Annotated in this window: 18 protein-coding genes; 11 read left to right on the plus strand and 7 right to left on the minus strand. The window is 67.4% G+C overall.

Annotated elements, in window-relative coordinates:
* From CY652_RS22695 to prpF, 3 genes are all read left to right on the plus strand, one after another.
* On the plus strand, positions 1 to 244 hold a 244-nt coding region (locus CY652_RS22695), incomplete at its 5' end, for a citrate/2-methylcitrate synthase (RefSeq protein WP_308410408.1).
* Positions 245 to 321: 77 nt separating this feature from the next.
* Positions 322 to 2,919, plus strand: a complete 2,598-nt coding sequence (acnD, locus tag CY652_RS22700) for a Fe/S-dependent 2-methylisocitrate dehydratase AcnD (protein WP_102132964.1) — start codon at positions 322 to 324, stop codon at positions 2,917 to 2,919.
* A 71-nt stretch (positions 2,920 to 2,990) separates the two neighbouring features.
* Positions 2,991 to 4,196 (plus strand): 2-methylaconitate cis-trans isomerase PrpF, encoded by a 1,206-nt coding sequence (gene prpF / locus CY652_RS22705; protein ID WP_102132965.1) that lies wholly within the window; start codon positions 2,991 to 2,993, stop codon positions 4,194 to 4,196.
* Between the two features lie 122 nt (positions 4,197 to 4,318).
* Here prpF and mmsB read toward each other — a convergent pair whose 3' ends face one another.
* From mmsB to CY652_RS22720, 3 genes are read right to left on the minus strand one after another with little or no spacing between them, the layout of a single operon-like run.
* On the minus strand, positions 4,319 to 5,203 hold the full coding sequence (gene mmsB, locus CY652_RS22710; RefSeq protein ID WP_102132966.1) for a 3-hydroxyisobutyrate dehydrogenase: 885 nt from the start codon (positions 5,201 to 5,203) through the stop codon (positions 4,319 to 4,321).
* Between the two features lie 26 nt (positions 5,204 to 5,229).
* Entirely contained in the window at positions 5,230 to 6,756 is a 1,527-nt protein-coding gene (locus CY652_RS22715) for a CoA-acylating methylmalonate-semialdehyde dehydrogenase (protein ID WP_102132967.1), read from the minus strand.
* A gap of 36 nt (positions 6,757 to 6,792) precedes the next feature.
* Positions 6,793 to 8,148: an MFS transporter gene (locus CY652_RS22720; protein ID WP_102132968.1), complete on the minus strand. Its 1,356-nt coding sequence runs from the start codon at positions 8,146 to 8,148 to the stop codon at positions 6,793 to 6,795.
* A gap of 137 nt (positions 8,149 to 8,285) precedes the next feature.
* On the opposite strand from CY652_RS22720, the gene CY652_RS22725 reads away from it, so the two are divergent.
* Positions 8,286 to 9,236, plus strand: a complete 951-nt coding sequence (locus CY652_RS22725; protein ID WP_102132969.1) for a LysR family transcriptional regulator — start codon at positions 8,286 to 8,288, stop codon at positions 9,234 to 9,236.
* Positions 9,237 to 9,416: 180 nt separating this feature from the next.
* Here CY652_RS22725 and CY652_RS22730 read toward each other — a convergent pair whose 3' ends face one another.
* Together CY652_RS22730 and CY652_RS22735 are read right to left on the minus strand one after the other, a co-directional pair.
* Positions 9,417 to 9,887 carry an outer membrane protein assembly factor BamE gene (locus tag CY652_RS22730; RefSeq protein WP_102132970.1) on the minus strand — a complete coding sequence of 157 codons (471 nt, stop codon included), beginning with the start codon at positions 9,885 to 9,887 and terminating at the stop codon, positions 9,417 to 9,419.
* Between the two features lie 32 nt (positions 9,888 to 9,919).
* Positions 9,920 to 12,325: a YadA family autotransporter adhesin gene (locus CY652_RS22735; protein ID WP_258002420.1), complete on the minus strand. Its 2,406-nt coding sequence runs from the start codon at positions 12,323 to 12,325 to the stop codon at positions 9,920 to 9,922.
* A gap of 118 nt (positions 12,326 to 12,443) precedes the next feature.
* Here CY652_RS22735 and CY652_RS24985 point away from each other — a divergent pair, with 118 nt between their 5' ends.
* Positions 12,444 to 12,752 (plus strand): hypothetical protein, encoded by a 309-nt coding sequence (locus tag CY652_RS24985; protein WP_258002421.1) that lies wholly within the window; start codon positions 12,444 to 12,446, stop codon positions 12,750 to 12,752.
* 432 nt (positions 12,753 to 13,184) lie between these two features.
* Here CY652_RS24985 and CY652_RS22740 read toward each other — a convergent pair whose 3' ends face one another.
* The gene (locus CY652_RS22740; RefSeq protein WP_146010194.1) at positions 13,185 to 13,928 is read right to left on the minus strand and encodes an enoyl-CoA hydratase/isomerase family protein; all 744 of its coding nucleotides are present in this window, start codon (positions 13,926 to 13,928) and stop codon (positions 13,185 to 13,187) included.
* A 35-nt stretch (positions 13,929 to 13,963) separates the two neighbouring features.
* Positions 13,964 to 15,292, minus strand: coding sequence for an MFS transporter (locus CY652_RS22745; RefSeq protein WP_102132973.1), 1,329 nt, complete (start codon positions 15,290 to 15,292; stop codon positions 13,964 to 13,966).
* 336 nt (positions 15,293 to 15,628) lie between these two features.
* Between CY652_RS22745 and CY652_RS22750 the strand changes: the two genes are divergently transcribed.
* The 6 genes from CY652_RS22750 (at position 15,629) to CY652_RS22775 (ending at position 20,579) form a co-directional block, all read left to right on the plus strand.
* Positions 15,629 to 15,889: a hypothetical protein gene (locus CY652_RS22750; protein WP_102132974.1), complete on the plus strand. Its 261-nt coding sequence runs from the start codon at positions 15,629 to 15,631 to the stop codon at positions 15,887 to 15,889.
* A 212-nt stretch (positions 15,890 to 16,101) separates the two neighbouring features.
* Positions 16,102 to 16,401: a hypothetical protein gene (locus tag CY652_RS22755; RefSeq protein WP_102132975.1), complete on the plus strand. Its 300-nt coding sequence runs from the start codon at positions 16,102 to 16,104 to the stop codon at positions 16,399 to 16,401.
* A gap of 77 nt (positions 16,402 to 16,478) precedes the next feature.
* Positions 16,479 to 17,777 (plus strand): DNA (cytosine-5-)-methyltransferase, encoded by a 1,299-nt coding sequence (gene dcm / locus CY652_RS22760; protein WP_102132976.1) that lies wholly within the window; start codon positions 16,479 to 16,481, stop codon positions 17,775 to 17,777.
* Positions 17,778 to 17,799: 22 nt separating this feature from the next.
* Positions 17,800 to 18,285, plus strand: coding sequence for a very short patch repair endonuclease (locus tag CY652_RS22765; RefSeq protein WP_102132977.1), 486 nt, complete (start codon positions 17,800 to 17,802; stop codon positions 18,283 to 18,285).
* A gap of 98 nt (positions 18,286 to 18,383) precedes the next feature.
* The gene (locus CY652_RS22770) at positions 18,384 to 18,887 is read left to right on the plus strand and encodes a YbhB/YbcL family Raf kinase inhibitor-like protein (RefSeq protein ID WP_102132978.1); all 504 of its coding nucleotides are present in this window, start codon (positions 18,384 to 18,386) and stop codon (positions 18,885 to 18,887) included.
* A gap of 264 nt (positions 18,888 to 19,151) precedes the next feature.
* Positions 19,152 to 20,579 (plus strand): MFS transporter, encoded by a 1,428-nt coding sequence (locus tag CY652_RS22775; RefSeq protein WP_102132979.1) that lies wholly within the window; start codon positions 19,152 to 19,154, stop codon positions 20,577 to 20,579.
* The last annotated feature ends 19 nt before the right edge of the window (positions 20,580 to 20,598 follow it).

Below are 20,598 nucleotides of genomic sequence, written 5' to 3' on the forward strand. Positions count from 1 at the left end.
GCGGCTCGAGAAAGTCATGTGGGATGCGAAGAAGATGTTCCCGAATCTCGACTGGTTCAGCGCCGTCTCGTACCACCGCATGGGCGTGCCCACGGCCATGTTCACGCCGCTCTTCGTGATCGCGCGAACGGCCGGGTGGAGCGCCCACGTCATCGAGCAGCGCGACGACAACAAGATCATCCGCCCCAGCGCCAATTACACCGGACCGGAAAATTTGAAGTTCGTGCCGCTGGCAAAACGTTGACCCCGCCGCATGGCGATACCCCACAGCGGCCGCCGGGCCTGCCCTTCCGGCGGCCACCGCATCACGACTGCCCGACGATGAATACTCTCTACCGAAAGCCGCTCCCCGGCACGACCCTCGACTACTTCGACGCACGCGACGCCGTCGACGCAATAGAGCCCGGCGCCTACGACACGCTGCCGTACACCTCGCGCGTGCTCGCCGAAAACCTCGTGCGCCGCTGCGATCCGGCGACGCTCGAGGCGTCGCTCAGGCAGTTGATCGAGCGCCGCCGCGACCTCGATTTTCCGTGGTTCCCGGCGCGCGTGGTCTGCCACGACATCCTCGGCCAGACCGCGCTCGTCGACCTGGCAGGCCTGCGCGACGCGATCTCGGCCCGGGGCGGCGACCCGGCCAGGGTCAATCCGGTCGTGCCGGTGCAACTGATCGTCGACCACTCGCTCGCGGTCGAATGCGGCGGCTTCGACCCCGACGCGTTCGCGAAGAACCGCGCGATCGAGGACCGCCGCAACGAGGACCGCTTTGACTTCATCAACTGGACGAAGAAGGCGTTCCGCAATGTCGACGTGATCCCGCCCGGCAACGGCATCATGCACCAGATCAACCTGGAGAAGATGTCGCCCGTGATCGGTGTGGCGGACGGCGTGGCCTACCCCGACACCTGCGTCGGCACCGATAGCCACACGCCGCACGTCGATGCGCTCGGAGTGATTGCCATCGGCGTAGGCGGCCTCGAGGCCGAGAACGTCATGCTGGGCCGCGCCTCGTGGATGCGCCTGCCCGATATCGTCGGCATCGAGCTGACCGGCAAGCGCCAGCCCGGCATCACGGCGACCGACATCGTGCTCGCGCTCACCGAGTTCCTGCGCGCGGAAAAGGTCGTGGGCGCGTACCTGGAGTTTCGGGGCGAGGGCGCGTCAAGCCTTACGCTCGGCGACCGCGCGACGATCTCGAACATGGCGCCCGAATACGGCGCCACGGCGGCGATGTTCTTCATCGACGACCAAACGCTCCGCTATCTGCGCCTCACGGGCCGCGCCGAAGAGCAGGTGAAGCTCGTCGAGGCCTACGCGAAAACCGCCGGCCTGTGGGCCGATACGCTCGCCAACGCGCAGTACGAGCGCACGCTGACGTTCGATCTGTCGACCGTGGTGCGCAACATGGCCGGTCCGTCGAATCCGCACAGGCGGCTGCCCACCTCGGCGCTGGCCGAGCGCGGCATCGCGGGCAAGTGGGAGGAAACGCCGGGCCGGATGCCCGACGGCGCCGTCATCATCGCCGCCATCACGAGCTGCACGAACACCAGCAATCCGCGCAACGTGATCGCCGCCGCGCTGCTCGCGCGCAACGCGAACGCGCGCGGCCTCGCGCGCAAGCCGTGGGTGAAGAGCTCGCTCGCGCCGGGGTCGAAGACGGTCGAGCTCTACCTCGAAGAAGCGAAGCTGCTGCCGGAACTGGAGAAGCTCGGCTTTGGCATCGTCGCGTTCGCGTGCACGACCTGCAACGGCATGTCGGGCGCGCTCGATCCGAAGATCCAGCAGGAGATCGTCGATCGCGACCTGTATGCCACCGCCGTGCTCTCGGGCAACCGCAACTTCGACGGCCGCATCCACCCGTATGCGAAGCAGGCGTTCCTCGCGTCGCCGCCGCTCGTCGTCGCTTATGCGATTGCGGGCACGATCCGCTTCGACATCGAAAAGGATGTGCTGGGCACCGATCGGAACGGCCAGCCGGTCTATCTGAAAGACCTCTGGCCGACCGACGAGGAAATCGACGCCATCGTCGCGCAGAGCGTGAAGCCCGAGCAGTTCCGCAAGGTCTACGAGCCGATGTTCGCAGCCACGGCGGCCAGCAGCGAAACGACCGACCCGCTGTACAACTGGCGCGCCCAAAGCACCTACATCCGCCGCCCGCCGTACTGGGAGGGCTCGCTCGCAGGCGAGCGCACGTTGCGCGGTCTGCGCCCGCTCGCCGTGCTCGGCGACAACATCACGACCGATCATCTCTCGCCCTCGAACGCTATCCTGCCGAACAGCGCGGCCGGCGAATATCTCGCTAAAATGGGCCTGCCCGAAGAGGACTTCAACTCGTACGCCACGCACCGCGGCGACCACCTCACGGCGCAGCGCGCGACGTTCGCGAACCCGACGCTCGTCAACGAGATGGCCGTGGTGGACGGCGCCGTGAAGAAGGGCTCGCTCGCGCGCATCGAGCCGGAGGGCAAGGTCACGCGCATGTGGGAAGCCATCGAAACCTACGTGGAGCGCAAGCAGCCGCTCATCATCGTCGCGGGCGCGGACTACGGCCAGGGATCGTCGCGCGACTGGGCGGCCAAGGGTGTCCGCCTCGCGGGCGTAGAGGCGATCGCCGCCGAGGGTTTCGAGCGAATCCACCGCACCAACCTGATCGGCATGGGCGTGCTGCCGCTGGAGTTCAAGCCGGGCGCGAACCGCAAGACGCTCGGCATCGACGGCACCGAGACGTTCGACGTGATCGGCGCGCGTACGCCGCGCGCCGACCTGACGCTCGTGATCCACCGGAAGAACGGCGAGCGCGTGGAGGTGCCCGTCACCTGCCGGCTCGATACAGCCGAGGAGGTCTCGATCTACGACGCGGGCGGCGTGCTGCAGCGCTTCGCGCAGGACTTTCTCGAATCGTCGAAGGCCTCGGCGTAACGGCGCGCCGAGACCTCGTGAACGGGTGGTACGGCAACGTACCGCCTCCCACATTTCAGGACTCACATTTCATGGCTCACCTACCCCAGATCAGGATTCCCGCCACCTACATGCGCGGCGGCACCAGCAAGGGCGTGTTCTTCCGCCTGCAGGACCTGCCCGAGGCGGCGCAGCAGCCGGGCGCGGCGCGCGACCGGCTGCTCATGCGCGTGATCGGCAGCCCCGATCCGTACGGCAAGCAGATCGACGGCATGGGCGCCGCGACCTCGAGCACGAGCAAGACCGTGATCGTCGCGAAGAGCCGCCGGCCCGATCACGACGTCGACTATCTGTTCGGCCAGGTCGCCATCGACCGCGCATTCGTCGACTGGAGCGGCAACTGCGGCAACCTCTCGGCGGCGGTCGGGCCGTTCGCGATCGGCAGCGGACTCGTCGACCCGGCGCGTATCCCCGAAAACGGCATCGCGACCGTGCGCATCTGGCAGGCCAATATTTCGAAGACCATCATCGCGCACGTGCCGATCGCGAACGGCGCCGTGCAGGAGACGGGCGACTTCGAACTCGACGGCGTGACCTTCCCGGCCGCCGAGGTGCAGCTCGAGTTCATGAACCCGGCCGCCGGGGAGGAAGGCGCGGGCGGCACGACGTTCCCGACCGGGCACGTCGTCGACGACCTCGACGTGCCCGGAGTCGGCACGTTCAAGGCCACCATGATCAACGCCGGCATCCCGACGATCTTCGTCGACGCCGGGTCGCTCGGCTACACGGGCACTGAGCTGCAGGACGCGATCAACGGCGACGCGAAGGCGCTGGAGAAGTTCGAAACGATCCGCGCGCACGGCGCGCTGCGCATGGGCCTCATCAAGCAGCTCGACGAGATCGCGACGCGCCAGCACACGCCGAAGATCGCGTTCGTGGCGAGACCGGCCGGCTACGCGGCGTCGAGCGGCAAACGCGTCGAAGCCAGCGACGTCGACCTGCTCGTGCGCGCGATGTCGATGGGCAAGCTGCATCACGCCATGATGGGCACGGCGGCTGTAGCGATCGGCACGGCCGCGGCAATTCCGGGCACGCTCGTGAACCTCGCGGCCGGCGGCGGCGAACGACGCACGGTGCGCTTCGGCCATCCGTCCGGCACGCTACGCGTCGGCGCCGAGGCAAAGTACGTCGACGGCGAATGGACCGTGACGAAGGCCGTCATGAGCCGCAGCGCGCGCGTGCTGATGGAAGGCTGGGTGCGCGTGCCCGTCGCATCGCTCTCGAACGATCAGCGATAGTTGGCGCAAAGAAGACGGGCCGGCGCCAGCCCAATCCCTCGATCCGGGCAAACGCCGACCATACGCCGACGAGGCGACTTTCGCGTACCCGAACGCGGCGAGGCAGGTCGGGCGCGCGCGATTCACTCGCGCCGGTACAGTTTGATGACGGCCGAGAAGTCCAGCTTCCCGTCACCCCGGCTGCTCATCGCCTGATAAAGCTGCTGCGCCAGCGCGCCCATGAACGCAGGCTGCTTCGCACTCTTCGCCGCCTCGGTCGCGAGACCGAGATCCTTCAGCATGAGGTCCGTGCCAAAGCCGCCTGTGTACCCGCGCGCCGAAGGCGCCGTCTCGATCAGTCCCGGAAACGGGTTGTACGTATCCGAGCTCCAGCAGCGTCCCGTCGAAGTATTCACGATGTCGCCGAGAACCTTCGGGTCGATGCCGAGCGCTTCGCCGAGCGCCATCGCTTCGGCCACTCCGGCCATCGTGATGCCGAGCACGAGGTTATTGCAGATCTTCGCGACCTGGCCCGTCCCGACTTCGCCGCAATGCACGATGTTCTTGCCCATTGCGGACAGCACCGGCGTCAACTGCCGATACTGCTGCGGACTGCCGCCGACCATGAACGTCAGCGTCCCCGCGGCTGCGCCGCCGGTGCCGCCCGATACGGGCGCATCGACGAAGGCGCCGCCGCGCTCCGACGCCAGCGCCGCGAACTCCCGGACGCTGGCCGGATCGATAGTGCTCGAATCGACGATGGTGACGCCGGTCGCGAGGCCGGCCAGGATGCCGTCGCCGCCCGTCAACGCACTCCGGACGTGCACAGCCGCCGGCAACATCGAGATCACCACCTCGGCGTCGCTGGCCGCCGCTCTCGGCGAGCCGGCGCCCTTCGCGCCGGCATCGACGAGTAGCTGAACGGCGCGCGGGTTCAGGTCGAACACCGTCGGCACGTGCCCTGCCTTCAACAGGTTGAGCGCCATCGGCGCGCCCATGTTGCCGAGTCCGACGAAACCGATTTTCATGCTGTCTCCTCCTGCCGCTGCCCGCATTATTTCAGGCTGATCGTCGTGTTCACGCCATCGCTGACCGTGGCGTCGTCGAACCAGCGCGCAGTCACCGTCTTCGTCTGGGTATAGAACTGCACGACCTGCTTGCCGTAAGGCCCGAGGTCGCCCAGCTTCGAGCCGCGCGAACCCGTGAAGCTGAAATACGGAACCGGCACCGGAATCGGAATGTTGATCCCCACCTGGCCGATATCGATGTCGCTCTGGAACTTCCGCGCCGCCGCGCCGCTCTGCGTGAACAGCCCCACGCCGTTGCCGAACGGGTTGGCGTTGACGATCGCAATGGCCTCGTCGAGCGAGGCCGCCGTCAGCACCAGCAGTACGGGCCCGAAAATCTCGTTCGTATAGATATCCATGTCGGTCTTCACGTTCGTGAAGATCGTTGGGCCGATGAAGTTGCCCTGCTCGTAGCCCGGCACCCTGACGTGACGGCCGTCGAGCGCCAGCGTGGCGCCCTGCTTCACGCCCGACTCGATGAGGCCCAGAATCCGGGTCCTGGCCGCGCGCGACACCACGGGGCCCACATCGGTCTTCGGCTCGTGGCCGGCATTGACCTTCAGCGTCTTCGCCTTCTCCACGAGATCGGGCAGCCATTGCCGCGCCGCCCCCACCAGCACCACGACCGAGGTCGCCATGCATCGCTGGCCCGCCGCGCCGAAGCAGGCCCCGACGAGCGCGTTGATCGCCTGCTCGCGGTTCGCGTCCTGTAGCACGACGGCGTGGTTCTTCGCGCCCATCATCGACTGCACGCGTTTGCCGTGTTCGCTGCCGAGCCGGTAGACATGCGTACCGACGGCCGTCGAGCCGACAAACGAAATGGCCTTGACGAGCGGGTGCGTGCAAAGCGCGTCGACAACCGCCTTACCGCCGTGCACGACGTTGAGCACGCCCTTCGGGATACCCGCTTCGAGCGCCAGTTCGACCAGTTGCATCGTCGAAAGCGGGTCCTGCTCGGAAGGCTTCAGGACGAAGGTGTTGCCGCAGACGATTGCCATCGGAAACATCCACAGCGGGATCATCGCGGGAAAATTGAACGGCGTGATGCCCGTGCAGACGCCGAGCGGCTGCTGCAACGTATAGGTATCGATACCGCCGGCCACGTTTTCCGCGAAGCCGCCCTGCTGCAGCGTGCCAATCGAGCAGGCATGCTCGACGACTTCGAGACCGCGGAAGATGTCGCCTTCGGCGTCCGGCAGCGTCTTGCCCTGTTCGGCGGTCAGCGTCTTCGCGATACGCGGCATGTGCTCGCGGATAAGCGCCTGGTATTTCAGCATGATCCGCAGACGCGCGCCAATCGGCGTACTGCGCCAACTGGCGAATGCGGCATGGGCGTTGCGAATCGCTGCGTCGACTTCGTCTACCGTTGCGAACGGCACGCGGGCGAGCACCTCCTGCGTTGCCGGGTTGACGATGTCGCGCCACTCCTGCGTCTTCGATTCAACGAACTCCCCGCCGATCAGCAATTTGACGGTCGGCGCGTGGGCGTTCGATGCCTGGGTGACTGCGTTCATTATGGGCTCTCTTTCCGGGGGTATAAGGGGCCTGTCTCACAGACCGGAGACAAATCGGGATTCGACGGGCGGACTGTGTCGGTCCGTGGACGAGCGCATCAGCAACGTGCACACGAACCCGATCGCGGCCAGCGCGATCATGTACGCGACGACGTAGTGCGGATGGCCGCCGCCTGCCGCCAGCAGCGCGGTTGCGATCATCGGCGCGACGCCGCCGCCGAGCACGCCGGCGATCTGCACCGACATCGAGATGCCGCTATAGCGGATCTGCGCGGGAAACTGCGCGGCGAACAGTTGCGACTCGGGCGCGTACAGGATCGGAAACACGACGCCCACGCCGAGCACAATCGCCCACCAGACTGTTGCCGGATGCAACGTGGCGAGCATCGAGAAGAACGGCGCAACGAACGCGCCCATCACGACGAGCCCGATCAGGAACAGGAGACGCTGCCCAATGCGATCGCTGAGCCAACCGCAGAACGGTATCGTCGCGATGGACAGTACGGCGCCGGCGGTGATGGCATGCAGAATGCCGGCCTTCGGAATCTTTAGCTGATTCGCCGCGTAGGCAAGCGCAAACGCCACGACGAGATAGAACCACGTGTTCTCCGCGGTACGCGCGCCGATGATCAGCAACAGTTCGCGTGGCTGCGCGCGTATCGCCTCGAGAATCGGCGCCTTGACCGGCTCGCCGCGCTCCTTGATGCGCTCGAAGTCGGGCGACTCGGGCACGCGCACGCGGATCACCCAGCCAATCACCACGAGCGCGATGCTCGCGAGGAACGGAATGCGCCAGCCCCACGCGAGCAAGTCCGGTTCGGGAAGCGCGGTGACCGCCGCCATCGCAATCGAAGACAGGATCAACCCGAAGCCGACGCCCATCTGCGGCAGGCTGCCGAAAAAACCCTTGAGACCTGCCGGCGAATGCTCGACGGCCATCAGCACCGCCCCGCCCCATTCGCCGCCGACGGCCATCCCCTGCAGGAAGCGCATCGCGACGAGCAACACGGCCGCCCAGTAGCCGATGCTCTGGTACGAAGGGATCAGGCCGATCGCGACACTCGGTATCCCCATCAGCAGTAGCGTGACGAGCAGCATCGACTTGCGGCCAATCCGGTCGCCGAAATGTCCGCAGACGATTCCGCCCAGCGGCCGGCCTACGAAACCGACGCCATACGTCGCGAAAGCGGCGAGCGTACCGATGATCGGGGAGAGCGTGGGAAAGAATATCTTGTTGAAGACAAGTGCCGCGGCCGTACCGTAGAGGAAGAAGTCGTACCACTCGATCGTGGTCCCCGCCATGCTGGCCCAGCCAGCGAGGATGTAGTCCCGGGCTCGCTTCCGGATCGCGGGAGCCCCGGGTAAGTCCTCTGTTGTCGAATCAACATGCATGTTATGTCTCCGTATCATTTTTTTCCGCCCGCCTGGCAGACCATATCGGCAGGTCGCGCCGCACTTGGTCCGGCGGCTCGCGACTGAGTATAGTTATTTGGAAATCCTCAGCCTAGACATAGAAAAACCCATCCGATATGCAAAAAAACACAACAACCATGGAGACACTGAACTGGGACGACCTGCGTTATTTCCTGGCGGTCGCGCGAACTCAGCGCGCAAGTGCGGCGGCCAGACAACTGGGCGTTGATCACACCACCGTCGCGCGGCGTGTGCGGGAACTCGAAACAGCGCTCGGAACGGTCCTGTTCGACAAGTCGCGCGCCGACGGCTTTACGCTGACCACCGACGGACAGAAACTGTTACGCCATGCCGACGCGGTCGAGACGGCCGTGCACTCGGCCAGCGAGCAGTTCGCGGGAGCCACGCACAGTCTGTCGGGACACATCCGGATCGGGTCCACGGAAGGCTTCGGGTGCTTTTTCCTCGCGCCACAGTTGGCCCGCTTCGCAGCCATACATTGCGACGTCTCGCTGGACCTGCTGCCGGTACCCCACTTCGTCAGCCTGTCTAAACGGGAAGCGGACATGGCCATCACACTGGAACGGCCGGAGCGCGGCCAGTACGTCTTCACGAAGCTCTGCGACTATCAGCTCAGGCTCTATGGCACGCGCGACTATCTCGAGAGTCGCGCGCCGATCCGTTCGACGGCGGATCTTCACCATCATGAGTTCATGGACTATGTGGAGGACCTGGCATTCAGCCACGAACTCCTCTATCTGAACCGGACGATCCCCAACGTGACGGCGCGCCTGTGCAGCACCAGCGTCATCGCGCAATACCATGCAGCCCTTCAGGGCAGAGCCCTGGCCATCCTTCCGTGCTTCATGGCCACGCCCAATCCGGCGCTGGTGTCGATCCTGCCGGACGAAGTCGTCGTCACCCGGCACTTCTGGCTGAGCAGTCGCGAAGACCTGCGCAAACTCCGCCGTATCGCAACGCTCTGGGACTATCTGCGCGCAACGGCGAGTGCGAACCAGCCGCTTCTGATGGGAGCGTCGGCTGAAATGCGATACGTCGACCCATAATGTCGGCACGTCCGCGGTAACCCGACTGGAGCGCCTCTCAACGATCTGGATATCTATCCATAAAGCGTCAGGACGTTATTGCCAGTTGGCAGTGATGCCGCCAACGCGAGCGAGTTCCGGCAGATCCGGGAATAGAGGAATTGGCTTACTCACGCAAGGCCGACCGGACATCGGCTTCGCTCAGCCCGGCCCGGTCTCGCCGCCTTTCCCCGGGTCCGGCCCATTGCCCTGCACGGCGGGCGCCGTCTTCTGTCCATCCCCGGCCGCCAGTTCCGCGCACCGCGCGTCCTTCCAGTAGGTACCCTTGACGCGATAGTGCCGGTCGAACTGCACCTGGTACTGGCAGGCGACGATCTGCTCGCTGCCGGCGTCGCGCAAATCGAAAACGTAGTTCCACACGTGCACGCCGACGATCCCTTCGTTGAAGTGCGGCTCGCGAATCAGTTCGTACACCTGCCGTTTCGTGAGGCCCGGCTGGACCTGACGCAGATTGTCCACGTTCACGAAAGTGCCCTCGGGCAGCGAGGCGCGGCTGCGATCGGGAAACGCGGGCGACCCGTCGGACGTCACCGCGGGACTCATCCCGCAGCCTGCGAGCAGCATTGCCGCGGCCGCCGTCGCGGCCAGCGCCGCGCGTGTACCGTTGTTCATGTCGATTTCTCCCCGTACGTGGCGTATCCCGCTCACCATTGATAACCGGCGCCGACCACGCCGCCGGTCTGTCCGCGCGAACTCGTGGTGACCGCGCCCTTGAGCACCCACCGGCCGTTATCCGATATCGTCGACAAGCCGAGCGCCATGCCCTCCTGCCCTTCCCACTCCGCGCCCGCGACCGAGACCATGCTGCGGCCCGGCGCGGTCGGCTGGGGCAACCCGGCCAGCGCCATCGCGGCGGCCACGCCGCCCTCCATGTCGCGACGCAGCGTGCCGACCTGCTGGTCGGTGTAGGCGTTGTCTTCGTCCTGCATGCGGCCGATGCCGGCGTTCAACTGGTTGACGTTCACGGCGTCCGTCCCGTTCACGCCGGGCGCCACGTTGGAAATCGTGCGCTCGTTGCCGGGAGAGCCGACCGATACCGTGTTGGCCCCGGTCGCGACGGAATTCGCGCCCAACGCGACCGAATTGGCGCCGCTCGCGCTCGCGCCCGTGCCGATGGCCGTGCTGTTCGGGCCGGACGCCGTACTGCCGCTGCCCGCGGCCAGCGCGTTCGAGCCGCTCGCGGACGGCGCCGTGTAGGTCGTCGGATTGCTCGCGACCCACTGCTGCGTCGAACCGGACGAGCCCGCCGACGCCGGCTGCACCGCGCCGATGCTCTGCGTGAGATTCGCGAACGCGGCCTCGAGCTGGGACAGGTTGACCACGTCGGTCGGCTCCGTGCCCGGCGCGACGTTCGTGATCTGACGGTCGTCGCCCGACGCGCCGACCGAAACCGCCCCGCTGGTAGTCGTGAAGCTGTCGCCCGTGATCGGGTCCGTATACGTGCCGGCCGCGCGATTCGCCACCGATCCGGCGCCGATCGCCACGCCGCCCGCCGTCGCGACGCTCGCGGCCGAACCGAGGGCCACCGACAGGCCGCCCGTCGCGCTCGCGCCGTCGCCGATCGCGATGTCGCCCGTCGTGGAGCCGGACACGCCGGCCACCGCACCGTCGCCCTGCGCGATGCTCTCGTCGCCGTTGGCCGTGGCCGCCGGGCCGACGGCGATCGAATTGGCGCCCGCCGCGTCGGAATCGGTCTCCGTCGAATTCGCGTGGAAATACTTGATGCCGCCGCCGTCGACAGCCGTCGCCACCGTGCTCGCCACCGCGTAGAGCTGCGAACCGTTGATCGCGTCCGTGGACGTCGGCGTGATCTGGCCCGCGGCCACGTTCGTGATTTGACGCGGCGCCGCGGCCGTTCCGACGCTGACCACGCTGGTCGGATTCGTGCCGGCGAAACCGCTGTAGGTCGTCGCGCCGACCGTCGCGCTGCTGGTCGGCACCGGCGCCGCCGTGACGGAGCCGCTGCCGAGCGCGACGTCGTTCGCATTGACCGCGTTCGCCCCGGAGCCGAGCGCGACGCCGCCCGCCGCCGATGCCGTCGCCGTGTCGCCGAACGCGAGCGCGCCCGCTCCGCCGGCGACCGACGCGTTGCCGAGCGCGACGGAACCCTGCCCGACCGCCGTATTCTGGTTGCCGATCGCCACCGCGCCGTTCGCGCCGTTGGTGGCCGTAACGGTCGCCGTGCCGTCGTCGTTCGCGATGTTGTTCGCGCCGGCCGCCACGGCGCCGGTGCCCGAGGCGTCGTTCGGATCGCCGATCGCCACGGCGCCGCTGCCGTATGCGATGTTGGCGTCGCCGATGGAGACGGCGCCGCTACCGTATGCCGTACCGGCGTCGCCGATCGAGACGGCCGGCCCCCCGGCCGCGATCGTCCCCAGACCGACCGCAACCGCACTCTGCGACAGCGCGTTGCTCCCTGTGCCCAGCGCGACCGCATATTCGCCGCTGGCCGTGGAGGACGCCCCCGCCACCAGCGCGTCCTCTGCGGTGGCGCTCGAACCGACTCCCAACGCGATCGAGGCCAGGCCGGACGCCGTGACGTTGTTGCCGAGCGCCATCGCGTCGACTGCCGCGACCGTCGCGTTCCCGCCGCCATTGGCGCCGCTGCCTATGGCGATATCGCCCGAACCGTAAGTCTGCGCATTGAATCCCATCGCGACCGAAGTCGAACCCGCCGCCGCCGCCGCGACCCCTACGGCAACGCCGTAGAGCGACGACGCCGAGGCCTGCCCGCCCAGCACCACCGACCCGTTGCCGGTCGCGCTCGCCTGATAGCCGATCGCGATCGACTCCGGATTGTTCGAACTGCCGGCCACGCCCGCGACGGCCTGCTCCCCTATCGCGATGCTGTAGACATCGTTGGCGGCCGAGTTCACGCCGAGCGCCACCGACTCGGTGCCGCTCGCCATGGCGCTGGTGCCGACTGCCGTCGCGCCGTCACCGCTCGCGCTCGAATAGGCACCGAGCGCCGTCGTGAGCACGGCCTCGGCGGAGGCGTGATCGCCGAACGCACTCGTGCCCTCTCCGGCCGACGCCGCGGAATTTCCCACGGCGGTGCCGTACAGAAGTGTGCCGGAACTGTATGCCGTGTTGATGAGCGGCCACGAGACCGTATCGGACCCCGCGCCGGAAGTGGCATTGTCTCCGGCCACATAGCTCGCCTGCGCCATGACACTGGGCGTATTGAACGCGAGATACGAACCCACGCAGGTCGCCAATAATCTCCCGGTGATTCTCGCGAGCCGTGCCGATTTTAAGAAAGGCGCCTGGCCAATCGCACCGGGAATGAACGCCTGCTGTTTATTCTCCGACTTTGTCAAACCTGCCGCTATGGTCGTGCGAGCAGGCAGACTCCCCCTCAAAATGCCGCGGTTCTTCTTCATGACGTTTTACCCGGAATTAAAGCTTCGACAACCGAAGTCCATGCTTCATTTTTCGATGCTGGACTGGCCCATTGGCACGCCGGATCGCCGCTAATCTCCGCAACCCCGTAATCAGGCGTGGCTTTTAAGAATTCTTTTATTTATCGTAAGTCGACGAAGCGGAATCGGTTGTCAATAATCGTCACGAAACAAAGGGGAAAACCGTTAATTATTGTCCGGATAAAACCGTAAATTGCCTTTTACAAATCGGCTGCCACAGGGTTAACGAGATCCATTTTATTCACCATGAATCTTGATTAATTAAAAATGAGACGATTCGATAAAGGCGCGACAGCAAAATAAAACGCCCGGCGCGAGGGTTTGCCGATGTCGTTTTCTGGCTGATTGCGCGGGTATTTCCGGCTGGCCGGCGTGCGCGAATTACCGTGCTGGCCTTGATGAGGGAGAAAAGCCTGCTAAAGGAATACGCGGCCAGCGCGAAGCGATTAGCGATTTTCTCGAGACGGACAAATACGGGCGGAGCCGATCACCCCCGCCCGCCCCCCTCTTCCATCGCCTTCAGCGCCGCCGCGAGCGCGAAGCGCGATTGCTCGACGGCTTCGACAGGACTGGCGCAACGCGTGTTGTAGTAGAGATCGCGCCCAAGGCCGACGATGTCGGGATGCCAGGCCGCGGTGCAGCCGGCCAGTTCGACGGCATGCGAGAGCACCTGCGAAGGCGGCACGACCTCGTTGACGAGATGCAGGTCCCGCGCCTCGTGCGCGCTCAGCAGACGCGCGCGATAGACCAGATCGAACAGCACCTTCTTCGGCAGACTGTCCTTGACGATCGCGAGCGCGAGGAACGGAAAGAGGCCGTGCGCGATTTCGGGCAGACCGAGCGTCGCCGCCTCGCTCGCCACGGCAAGGTCGCACGCGGCGACGAGGCTGAAGCCGCCCGCATGCGCGTTGCCGTTGACGGCCCCGACGAGCGGCTTGCCGAGCCGGTTCATCGCGCGCTCCATGTCGGCGAAGGCGCGCGCGAACGCGAGCCGGCCCTCGCTCGTGCCGCCCGCGCTCAGGTAGTCGCCGCCCGTGCAGAACACGCCGCCCTTGCCCGTCAGCACGCACCCCGCGATCGCGCGGTCGGCGCGGGACGCCTCCAGGATTCGCGCGACCGCTTCCGCCATCGCCTGCGTCACGCGGTTATGGTGCTCGGGCCGGCACAGCGTCAGGATCTGCACGTGTCCCTGCATCCGGACTTCGATCGTTCCCGCCTCCGTCGGCTGCATGCTCGTGCGCTCCTTCACCGATGCGAACGAAGCGCTCAGCTTCCCGCTTCGCCGACGCCGACGACCCGCTCGCCCGCGCCCACGTCCTGCCTCGGGCTGCGCGCCGCGTGGCGGCTGATCCCCGCGAGCAGCACGAACGTGATGCAGCCGTAGGCCGCGATCGCCTGCAGGCCGCCGGCCGTGCTGCCCGTCGCGTCCTTGATCGCGCCGATCAGGTAGGGCGCGGCGAAACCGGACAGATTGGCGAGCGAATTGATGACGGCGAGCCCCACCGCGGCGACGGCCGGGCTCAGGAGCCGCGAGACGGTGGCCCAGTACACCGGCAGCGTGGAGTAGATGCCGAAGCAGCCGACGCTAAGCAGCGCGAGTTCGAGCGGCGGCCACGGCGCGAACGTCGATCCCGCGAGGCCGATCACCGCGAGCCCCATCGGCAGCAGCAAATGGAAACGCCGCTCGTCGTGGCGATCCGAGCGGCGCCCCCACCACATCATGCCGAACCCGCCGACCGCGAACGGAATCGCGGCCACGCAGCCGGTCTGCACGTACGTCAGATGAAACGCGTGGACGATCTGCGGCAGGTAGAAGCTCAGCCCGAAATTGGAACCGACGATGCCGAAGTAGGCCGCCGACAGCACCAGCACCATCGGGCGCTTCACGATATTCCAGAACCCGCTCTCGCTCACGGCCGCGCCCTGCCGGCCGTCGGTCTCCAGCCTGCGCACGAGCCACTGGCGCTCGTCGTCGTCGAGCCATTCCGCGTCGGCCGGACGGTCGCGCAGCACGGCCAGCACCACGCCCGCGAGCAGCAGCGAGGGCAAGGCCTCGACGATGAACAGCAGTTGCCAGCCCTGGAGGCCCAGCACGCCGTTCCTGCCCAGCAGCCAGCCCGACACGGGCGCGCCGATCACGCTCGCGAACGGCATCGCGGCCATGAACGCGCCGACGACGCGGGCCCGGTAGTTCACGGGAATCCACCACGTCATGAACAGGATCACGCCGGGAAAGAAGCCAGCTTCGGCCATGCCGAGCAGCACGCGCACGAAATAGAAGCTGCGCTCGCCGACGATGAACGCATTGGCCGCCGAGAGCACGCCCCAGGTCAGCATGATTCGCGCGATCCAGCGGCGCGCGCCGTAGCGCTCGAGCGCTACGTTCGAGGGCACCTCGAAGAAGAAATAGCCAATGAAGAAAAGGCCCGAGCCGAGTCCGAACACCGTCGACGTGAAGCCGAGATCGTGGCTCATCGTGAGCGCGGCGAAACCGACGTTCACGCGGTCGAGGGACGCCACGACGAAGCAGACGACCAGGAGCGGGACGAACCTTCGCAACACCTTGCGCATGGTCCGTGATTCGATGTCGTGCATGTCCTGTCTCCGAGTCCGTATTTTTTGAGATCCTGACTTTATAGGCTGGCGCGCCACGCGCCTTGTATAGGGATAAACCCTCCATCCGCCCGCCGCCGGAACGCGATGCGTCCCCGGTCGTCGTCCGCCCGAAACGGGCCGGAAGAAAAGACCTTCCGCCGCGTCCGGCGAATCCGGGCCGACCGAAAATGAGGCACTACAATCGCGTCACCGGACAGCAACGGGCGTGCCGGCGGCATGCCCGTTGCGGCCTTCGCTTTCGTCTTTGTCGTCTTTGCGCTCGTCGGCCCCGTATGCCGGCCTTTACCGTCAATCCCTGTTCGTCCCGGGTTTTCCATGGATCTCAACAAGCAACTCGCCGCCCTCACCGCCTCCGAACTGCAGACCGCTGGCGCGAGTCAGGCCACGGCCATCGCCGTGAGCGTGCTGCTGCGCCATCTGCGTTCGCCGGAACTGGCGCAGCTCCTGTCGTCGGCGTTCGAGAATCACCAGGCCGTGATGCTGCAAACGCCGTGGCCCGACCAGATGCTGCAATCGTTCGAGGCGACGCGCCGCTTCTTCGAGGGCGCGGCCGAGGCGCCGCCCGAATCGCGTTAGGCGCGAATCGGGCGTAAATCGGCCGCAAATCGGCAGCGTTGCGGGCACGGGCCTTGCAGCGCATGCAGATTGCGCGCCGAGGTCGTCCCGAGGTCGTCCCTTTCCTGCCCATTGCCGGTGCGAACCGATGCAGTTCCGGGCGCAGCCGGCCGCGCCGCGAAACCGGTGCATGCGTCCCGGCTTTCCCTCCACGCAATACGCTGTTTTTCGACATGAACGACGAGCCTTCCCTGCCCACCGGCACGCTCGCCTCGAGCCTCATCGACGACGACATCGCGCACATTCGTCGTGTCATGCCGCCCTCGCTGCACGGCGACCTGGGCGGCCCCATCCTGCCTGCCGCCTACTGGCGCCGCCGACTGCACACGCTGCTCGAATCCGCGCACGTCAACAAGACCCAACTCTGCGAGATCGACGGCCTGCTGCGGCAGGTCGACGAGTTCGACCGGCAGTCGGACGCCCGACGCGACCCGCCGGGCTCGTCCTGCGGATCGAAATCCGGCGCGAACTGACGGCCCCGGCCGGCATCGCGGCTACGCGCTGCGGCCAGCGCGACCCGACGTGAACCGGCACGAATAGATCGGCGATAATGTCCGCCAATCTGTCCAGCGAGGATTCCGTGCTCACGGTCGAACCGAGAGACCTGCTCAAGCAGGCACGCACCCGTTTCACCCAGCGGCAGCTCGCCGAGCGGCTCGGCGAGGACGTCAGGACCGTGCGCCGCTGGGAAAAGGGCGAGACCGCGTGTCCGCCGGCGCTCGAAGCCGCGCTGCGCGCGTTGCTGCAACCGGACGGGACGCCGGGCGAGCCGGCGCGCTTCCGTTTCGTCGATCTGTTCGCGGGCATCGGCGGCATCCGCATGGGATTCGAGGCGCACGGTGGCGAATGCGTATTCACGAGCGAGTGGAACGCGTTCTCGCAGAAAACCTATCTCGAGAATCACGCCGACGCCCAGGGCGGACGGCATGCGCTCGTCGGCGACATCGTGTCGTTTCCGGCCGCCGGCGTGCCCGATCACGACGTGCTGCTCGCAGGCTTTCCGTGCCAGCCGTTCTCGATCGCGGGCGTCAGCAAGAAGAACGCGCTCGGCCGGCCGCACGGCTTCGAGTGCATGACCCAGGGCACGCTTTTTTTCGACGTCGCCCGCATCGTCGCCGAAAAGCGCCCGGCGGCATTCCTGCTCGAGAACGTCAAGAATCTGCTCTCGCACGATCGCGGCCGCACCTTCGAGGTAATCCTGCAGACGCTGCGCGACGAGCTCGGCTACGAGGTGCATCACCGCGTCGTCGACGGCCGCCATTTCACGCCGCAGCATCGCGAGCGCATTCTCATCGTCGGCTTTCGCGAGCCAAGCGCGTTCTCGTGGGACGACCTGCGCCTGCCGACCGAAGGCCCGCGTCTCGGCGCGATCCTGCATCGCGCCGACGGCAGCGAGCCGGTGCTGCCCTGGGACGGCGAGCGCTTCTTCGATCACGCGGCGCGCCGCGTGCAGCCGCGCTACACGCTCACGCCCGGCCTCTGGGAATATCTGCAGGCCTACGCGCGCAAACATCGCGCCGCGGGCAACGGCTTCGGCTACGGCCTCGTCGAGGCCGGGAGCGTGACGCGCACGCTCTCAGCGCGCTATCACAAGGACGGCTCGGAAATTCTCGTCTCGCAAGGCGAGGGCGCGCGGCCGCGCCGCCTCACGCCGCGCGAATGCGCGCGGCTGATGGGCTTTCCCGACACGTTCCGGATTCCGGTCAGCGACACGCAGGCCTACCGCCAGTTCGGCAACAGCGTCGTGATGCCGGTGATGCGCGAGGTCGCCCGCATCATGCTCCCGCACGTCGTCGAGGCGGCACGAACCGGTTACGAGCCGCCTCGAGCCGTGGCCGCGGCGGCCTGAGCGCGACGGCGAGGGGCGCGCCATGGTCGATATCGTCGACGCCGCGACCCGCAGCCGGATGATGTCGGGCATCCGCGCGCGCAACACGAAGCCCGAAAAACTGATCCGCAGCCTGCTGCATCGACGCGGCTTCCGCTTTCGTCTCGACGTCGCCGACCTGCCGGGCCGCCCCGACATCGTGCTGCCGCGCCATCGCGCCGTGGTGTTCGTGCATGGCTGCTTCTGGCACGGACACGACTGCGCGCTCTTCAAGTGGCCGCGAACGCGTCCCGAATTCTGGCGCGAGAAGATCGGCCGCAATCGCACCCACGACGCCCGCGCGCTCGCCGCGCTCGCGGCCCAGGGCTGGCGCGTGGCCGTGATCTGGGAGTGCGCGCTGCGCGGCGCGCAATGCGATCCGCAGGCGCTCGCCGCCGAACTGGACGCCTGGCTGCGCAGCGGCGCGCCGACCTACTTCGAGGCCCGCGCCGAACGGGCCGCCCCGCCGGGCGCGCCCGGGCGGCAGTGATACACTCGACCGATCCGGCCGCGCAGCGCGACCGCAGCGCGACGCCTGCGCGGCCCATCCCCACATCGCATTCGCACCATCATCGAAGGAGGCATCCGATGGCTGATTTCCGACTCTGGTCCGACGACTTCCCTGCCGACGGCTTCATGCCGAAGGCCCAGGAATTCGACGATCGGGCATTCGGCGTGGACGGCGACAACGTTTCGCCGGCGCTGCAATGGGAGGCGCCGCCCGCCGGGACGCAGAGCCTCGCCCTGACCGTCTACGACCCCGACGCGCCGACCGGCAGCGGCTTCTGGCACTGGATCGCCGTCAACATTCCGGCCGACGTGCGTTCGCTCGCGCGCAACGCCGGCAAGACGGACGGCAGCCTGCTGCCGCGCGGCGCGATCCAGCTACGCAACGACTACGGCACGGTCGGTTTCGGCGGCGCCGCGCCGCCGCGGGGCGACAAACCGCATCGCTACATCTTCCGCGTGCATGCGCTGAAGGTCGCGCAACTGCCCGTCACGCCCGACACCACGAACGCCGTCGCGCGCTTCATGACGCATCTGAACGAGATCGCCTCGGCGAGCTACACCGGGCTCTATCAATTGAAGTAAATCGAAGCGGCAAGGCAGGCAACGACGGCGGACGTGCCGCACGACATCCGCGAGTCCGCACCGTTGCCGCCCCGATCCCATCCCGCGCGCAAAGAAAGAACGGACGGCCCCTTGCCCGAGGCAGGACGAGCCTTCCGGGCAAACGAAGCGCCGCGCATGCCGGCGGACGGCTCCGCGCCCCGCCCTTCACCGAAACAGGAAACAGGCGAAATCCCCGGGCGCGAAACCGGCGGCGACTCCGCCCGCGCGCCCGCCCTCTCTACGATGCACAACGCTCCCTCCCCGACGGAAGCGGCCGACGCCGGCAAGGCGGGCCGCCAATCCGCCCCCGAAGACGGTCTGCCCTTACCGCAGCGCTATCACGCCATCGTCGTCGTCGCGCTCGGCATCACGCTCGCCGTGCTCGACAGCGCCATCGCGAACGTCGCGCTGCCCACCATCGCGCGCCATCTGCACGCCAGCGCGGCCTCGTCGATCTGGGTCGTCAACGCCTACCAGCTCGCCGTCACGATCTCGCTGCTGCCGCTCGCCTCGCTCGGCGACCGCATCGGCTATCGGCGCATCTACCTCTGCGGGCTCGCGGTCTTCACCGTCGCCTCGCTCGTCTGCGCGCTGTCCCACTCGCTGGCGATGCTCGCGGCCACGCGCGTAATCCAGGGCTTCGGCGCGGCCGGCGTGATGAGCGTGAACACGGCGCTCGTGCGCCTCATCTATCCGCGCGCGAGTCTCGGCCGCGGCGTCGCGATCAACGCGATGGTGGTCGCCCTCGCCTCGGCGCTCGGTCCGACCATCGCGGCGGGCGTGCTTTCGGTCGCGCCCTGGCCCTGGCTCTTCGCCATCAACGTGCCGATCGGCGTCGCGGCCTTCACGCGCGGCCTGCGGGCGCTGCCCGTCAACGTCCCGCACCGGGCGCCCTACGACTACCTGAGCGCGCTGCTGAACGCCCTGGTGTTCGGTCTCCTGATCTTTTCCGTGGACGGACTCGGGCACGGTGAGGCACGCCGCTACGTGGCGGCGGAGCTGGCCAGCGCCGTCGTGATGGGGTGGTTCTTCGTGAAGCGGCAGTTGCGCCAGCCGGCGCCGCTGCTGCCGGTGGACCTGCTGCGCATCCGCGTGTTCGCGCTCTCGGTCGGCACCTCGGTCTGCTCGTTCTGCGCGCAGATGCTCGCGTTCGTCGCGCTGCCGTTCCTGCTGCAGGAGACGCTCGGCCTCTCGCAGGTCGAGACCGGGCTCCTGATGACGCCCTGGCCGCTCGTCATCGTCGCGGCCGCGCCGCTGGCCGGCGCGCTCTCGGACCGCTATCCGGCCGGCATCCTCGGCGGCATCGGTCTCGTGCTACTTGCGACCGGGCTGTTGCTGCTCGCGACGCTCGGCGCGCACCCGGACGCGTTCTCGATCTGCTGGCGCATGGCGCTATGCGGCGCGGGCTTCGGCACGTTCCAGGCACCGAACAACCGGCAGATGCTCTCGGCCGCGCCGCGCGAGCGCAGCGGCGGCGCGAGCGGCATGCTCGGCACCGCGCGGCTCACGGGGCAGACGCTGGGGGCCGCGCTCGTCGCGCTGATCTTCGGCGTCGCGCCCGCGCACGGGCCGACCGTCGCACTCTACGTCGCCACCGTATTCGCGGCCGGAGCCGCCGTGGTCAGCCTGCTGCGGATCGTGCCGGGCGCGGCGGGTCGGGCGGCAGGCTGAGCGGGCTTCCGGTTCGCGG

It is taken from the genome of Burkholderia sp. WAC0059, assembly GCF_002870125.1.
Lineage (GTDB): Bacteria > Pseudomonadota > Gammaproteobacteria > Burkholderiales > Burkholderiaceae > Paraburkholderia.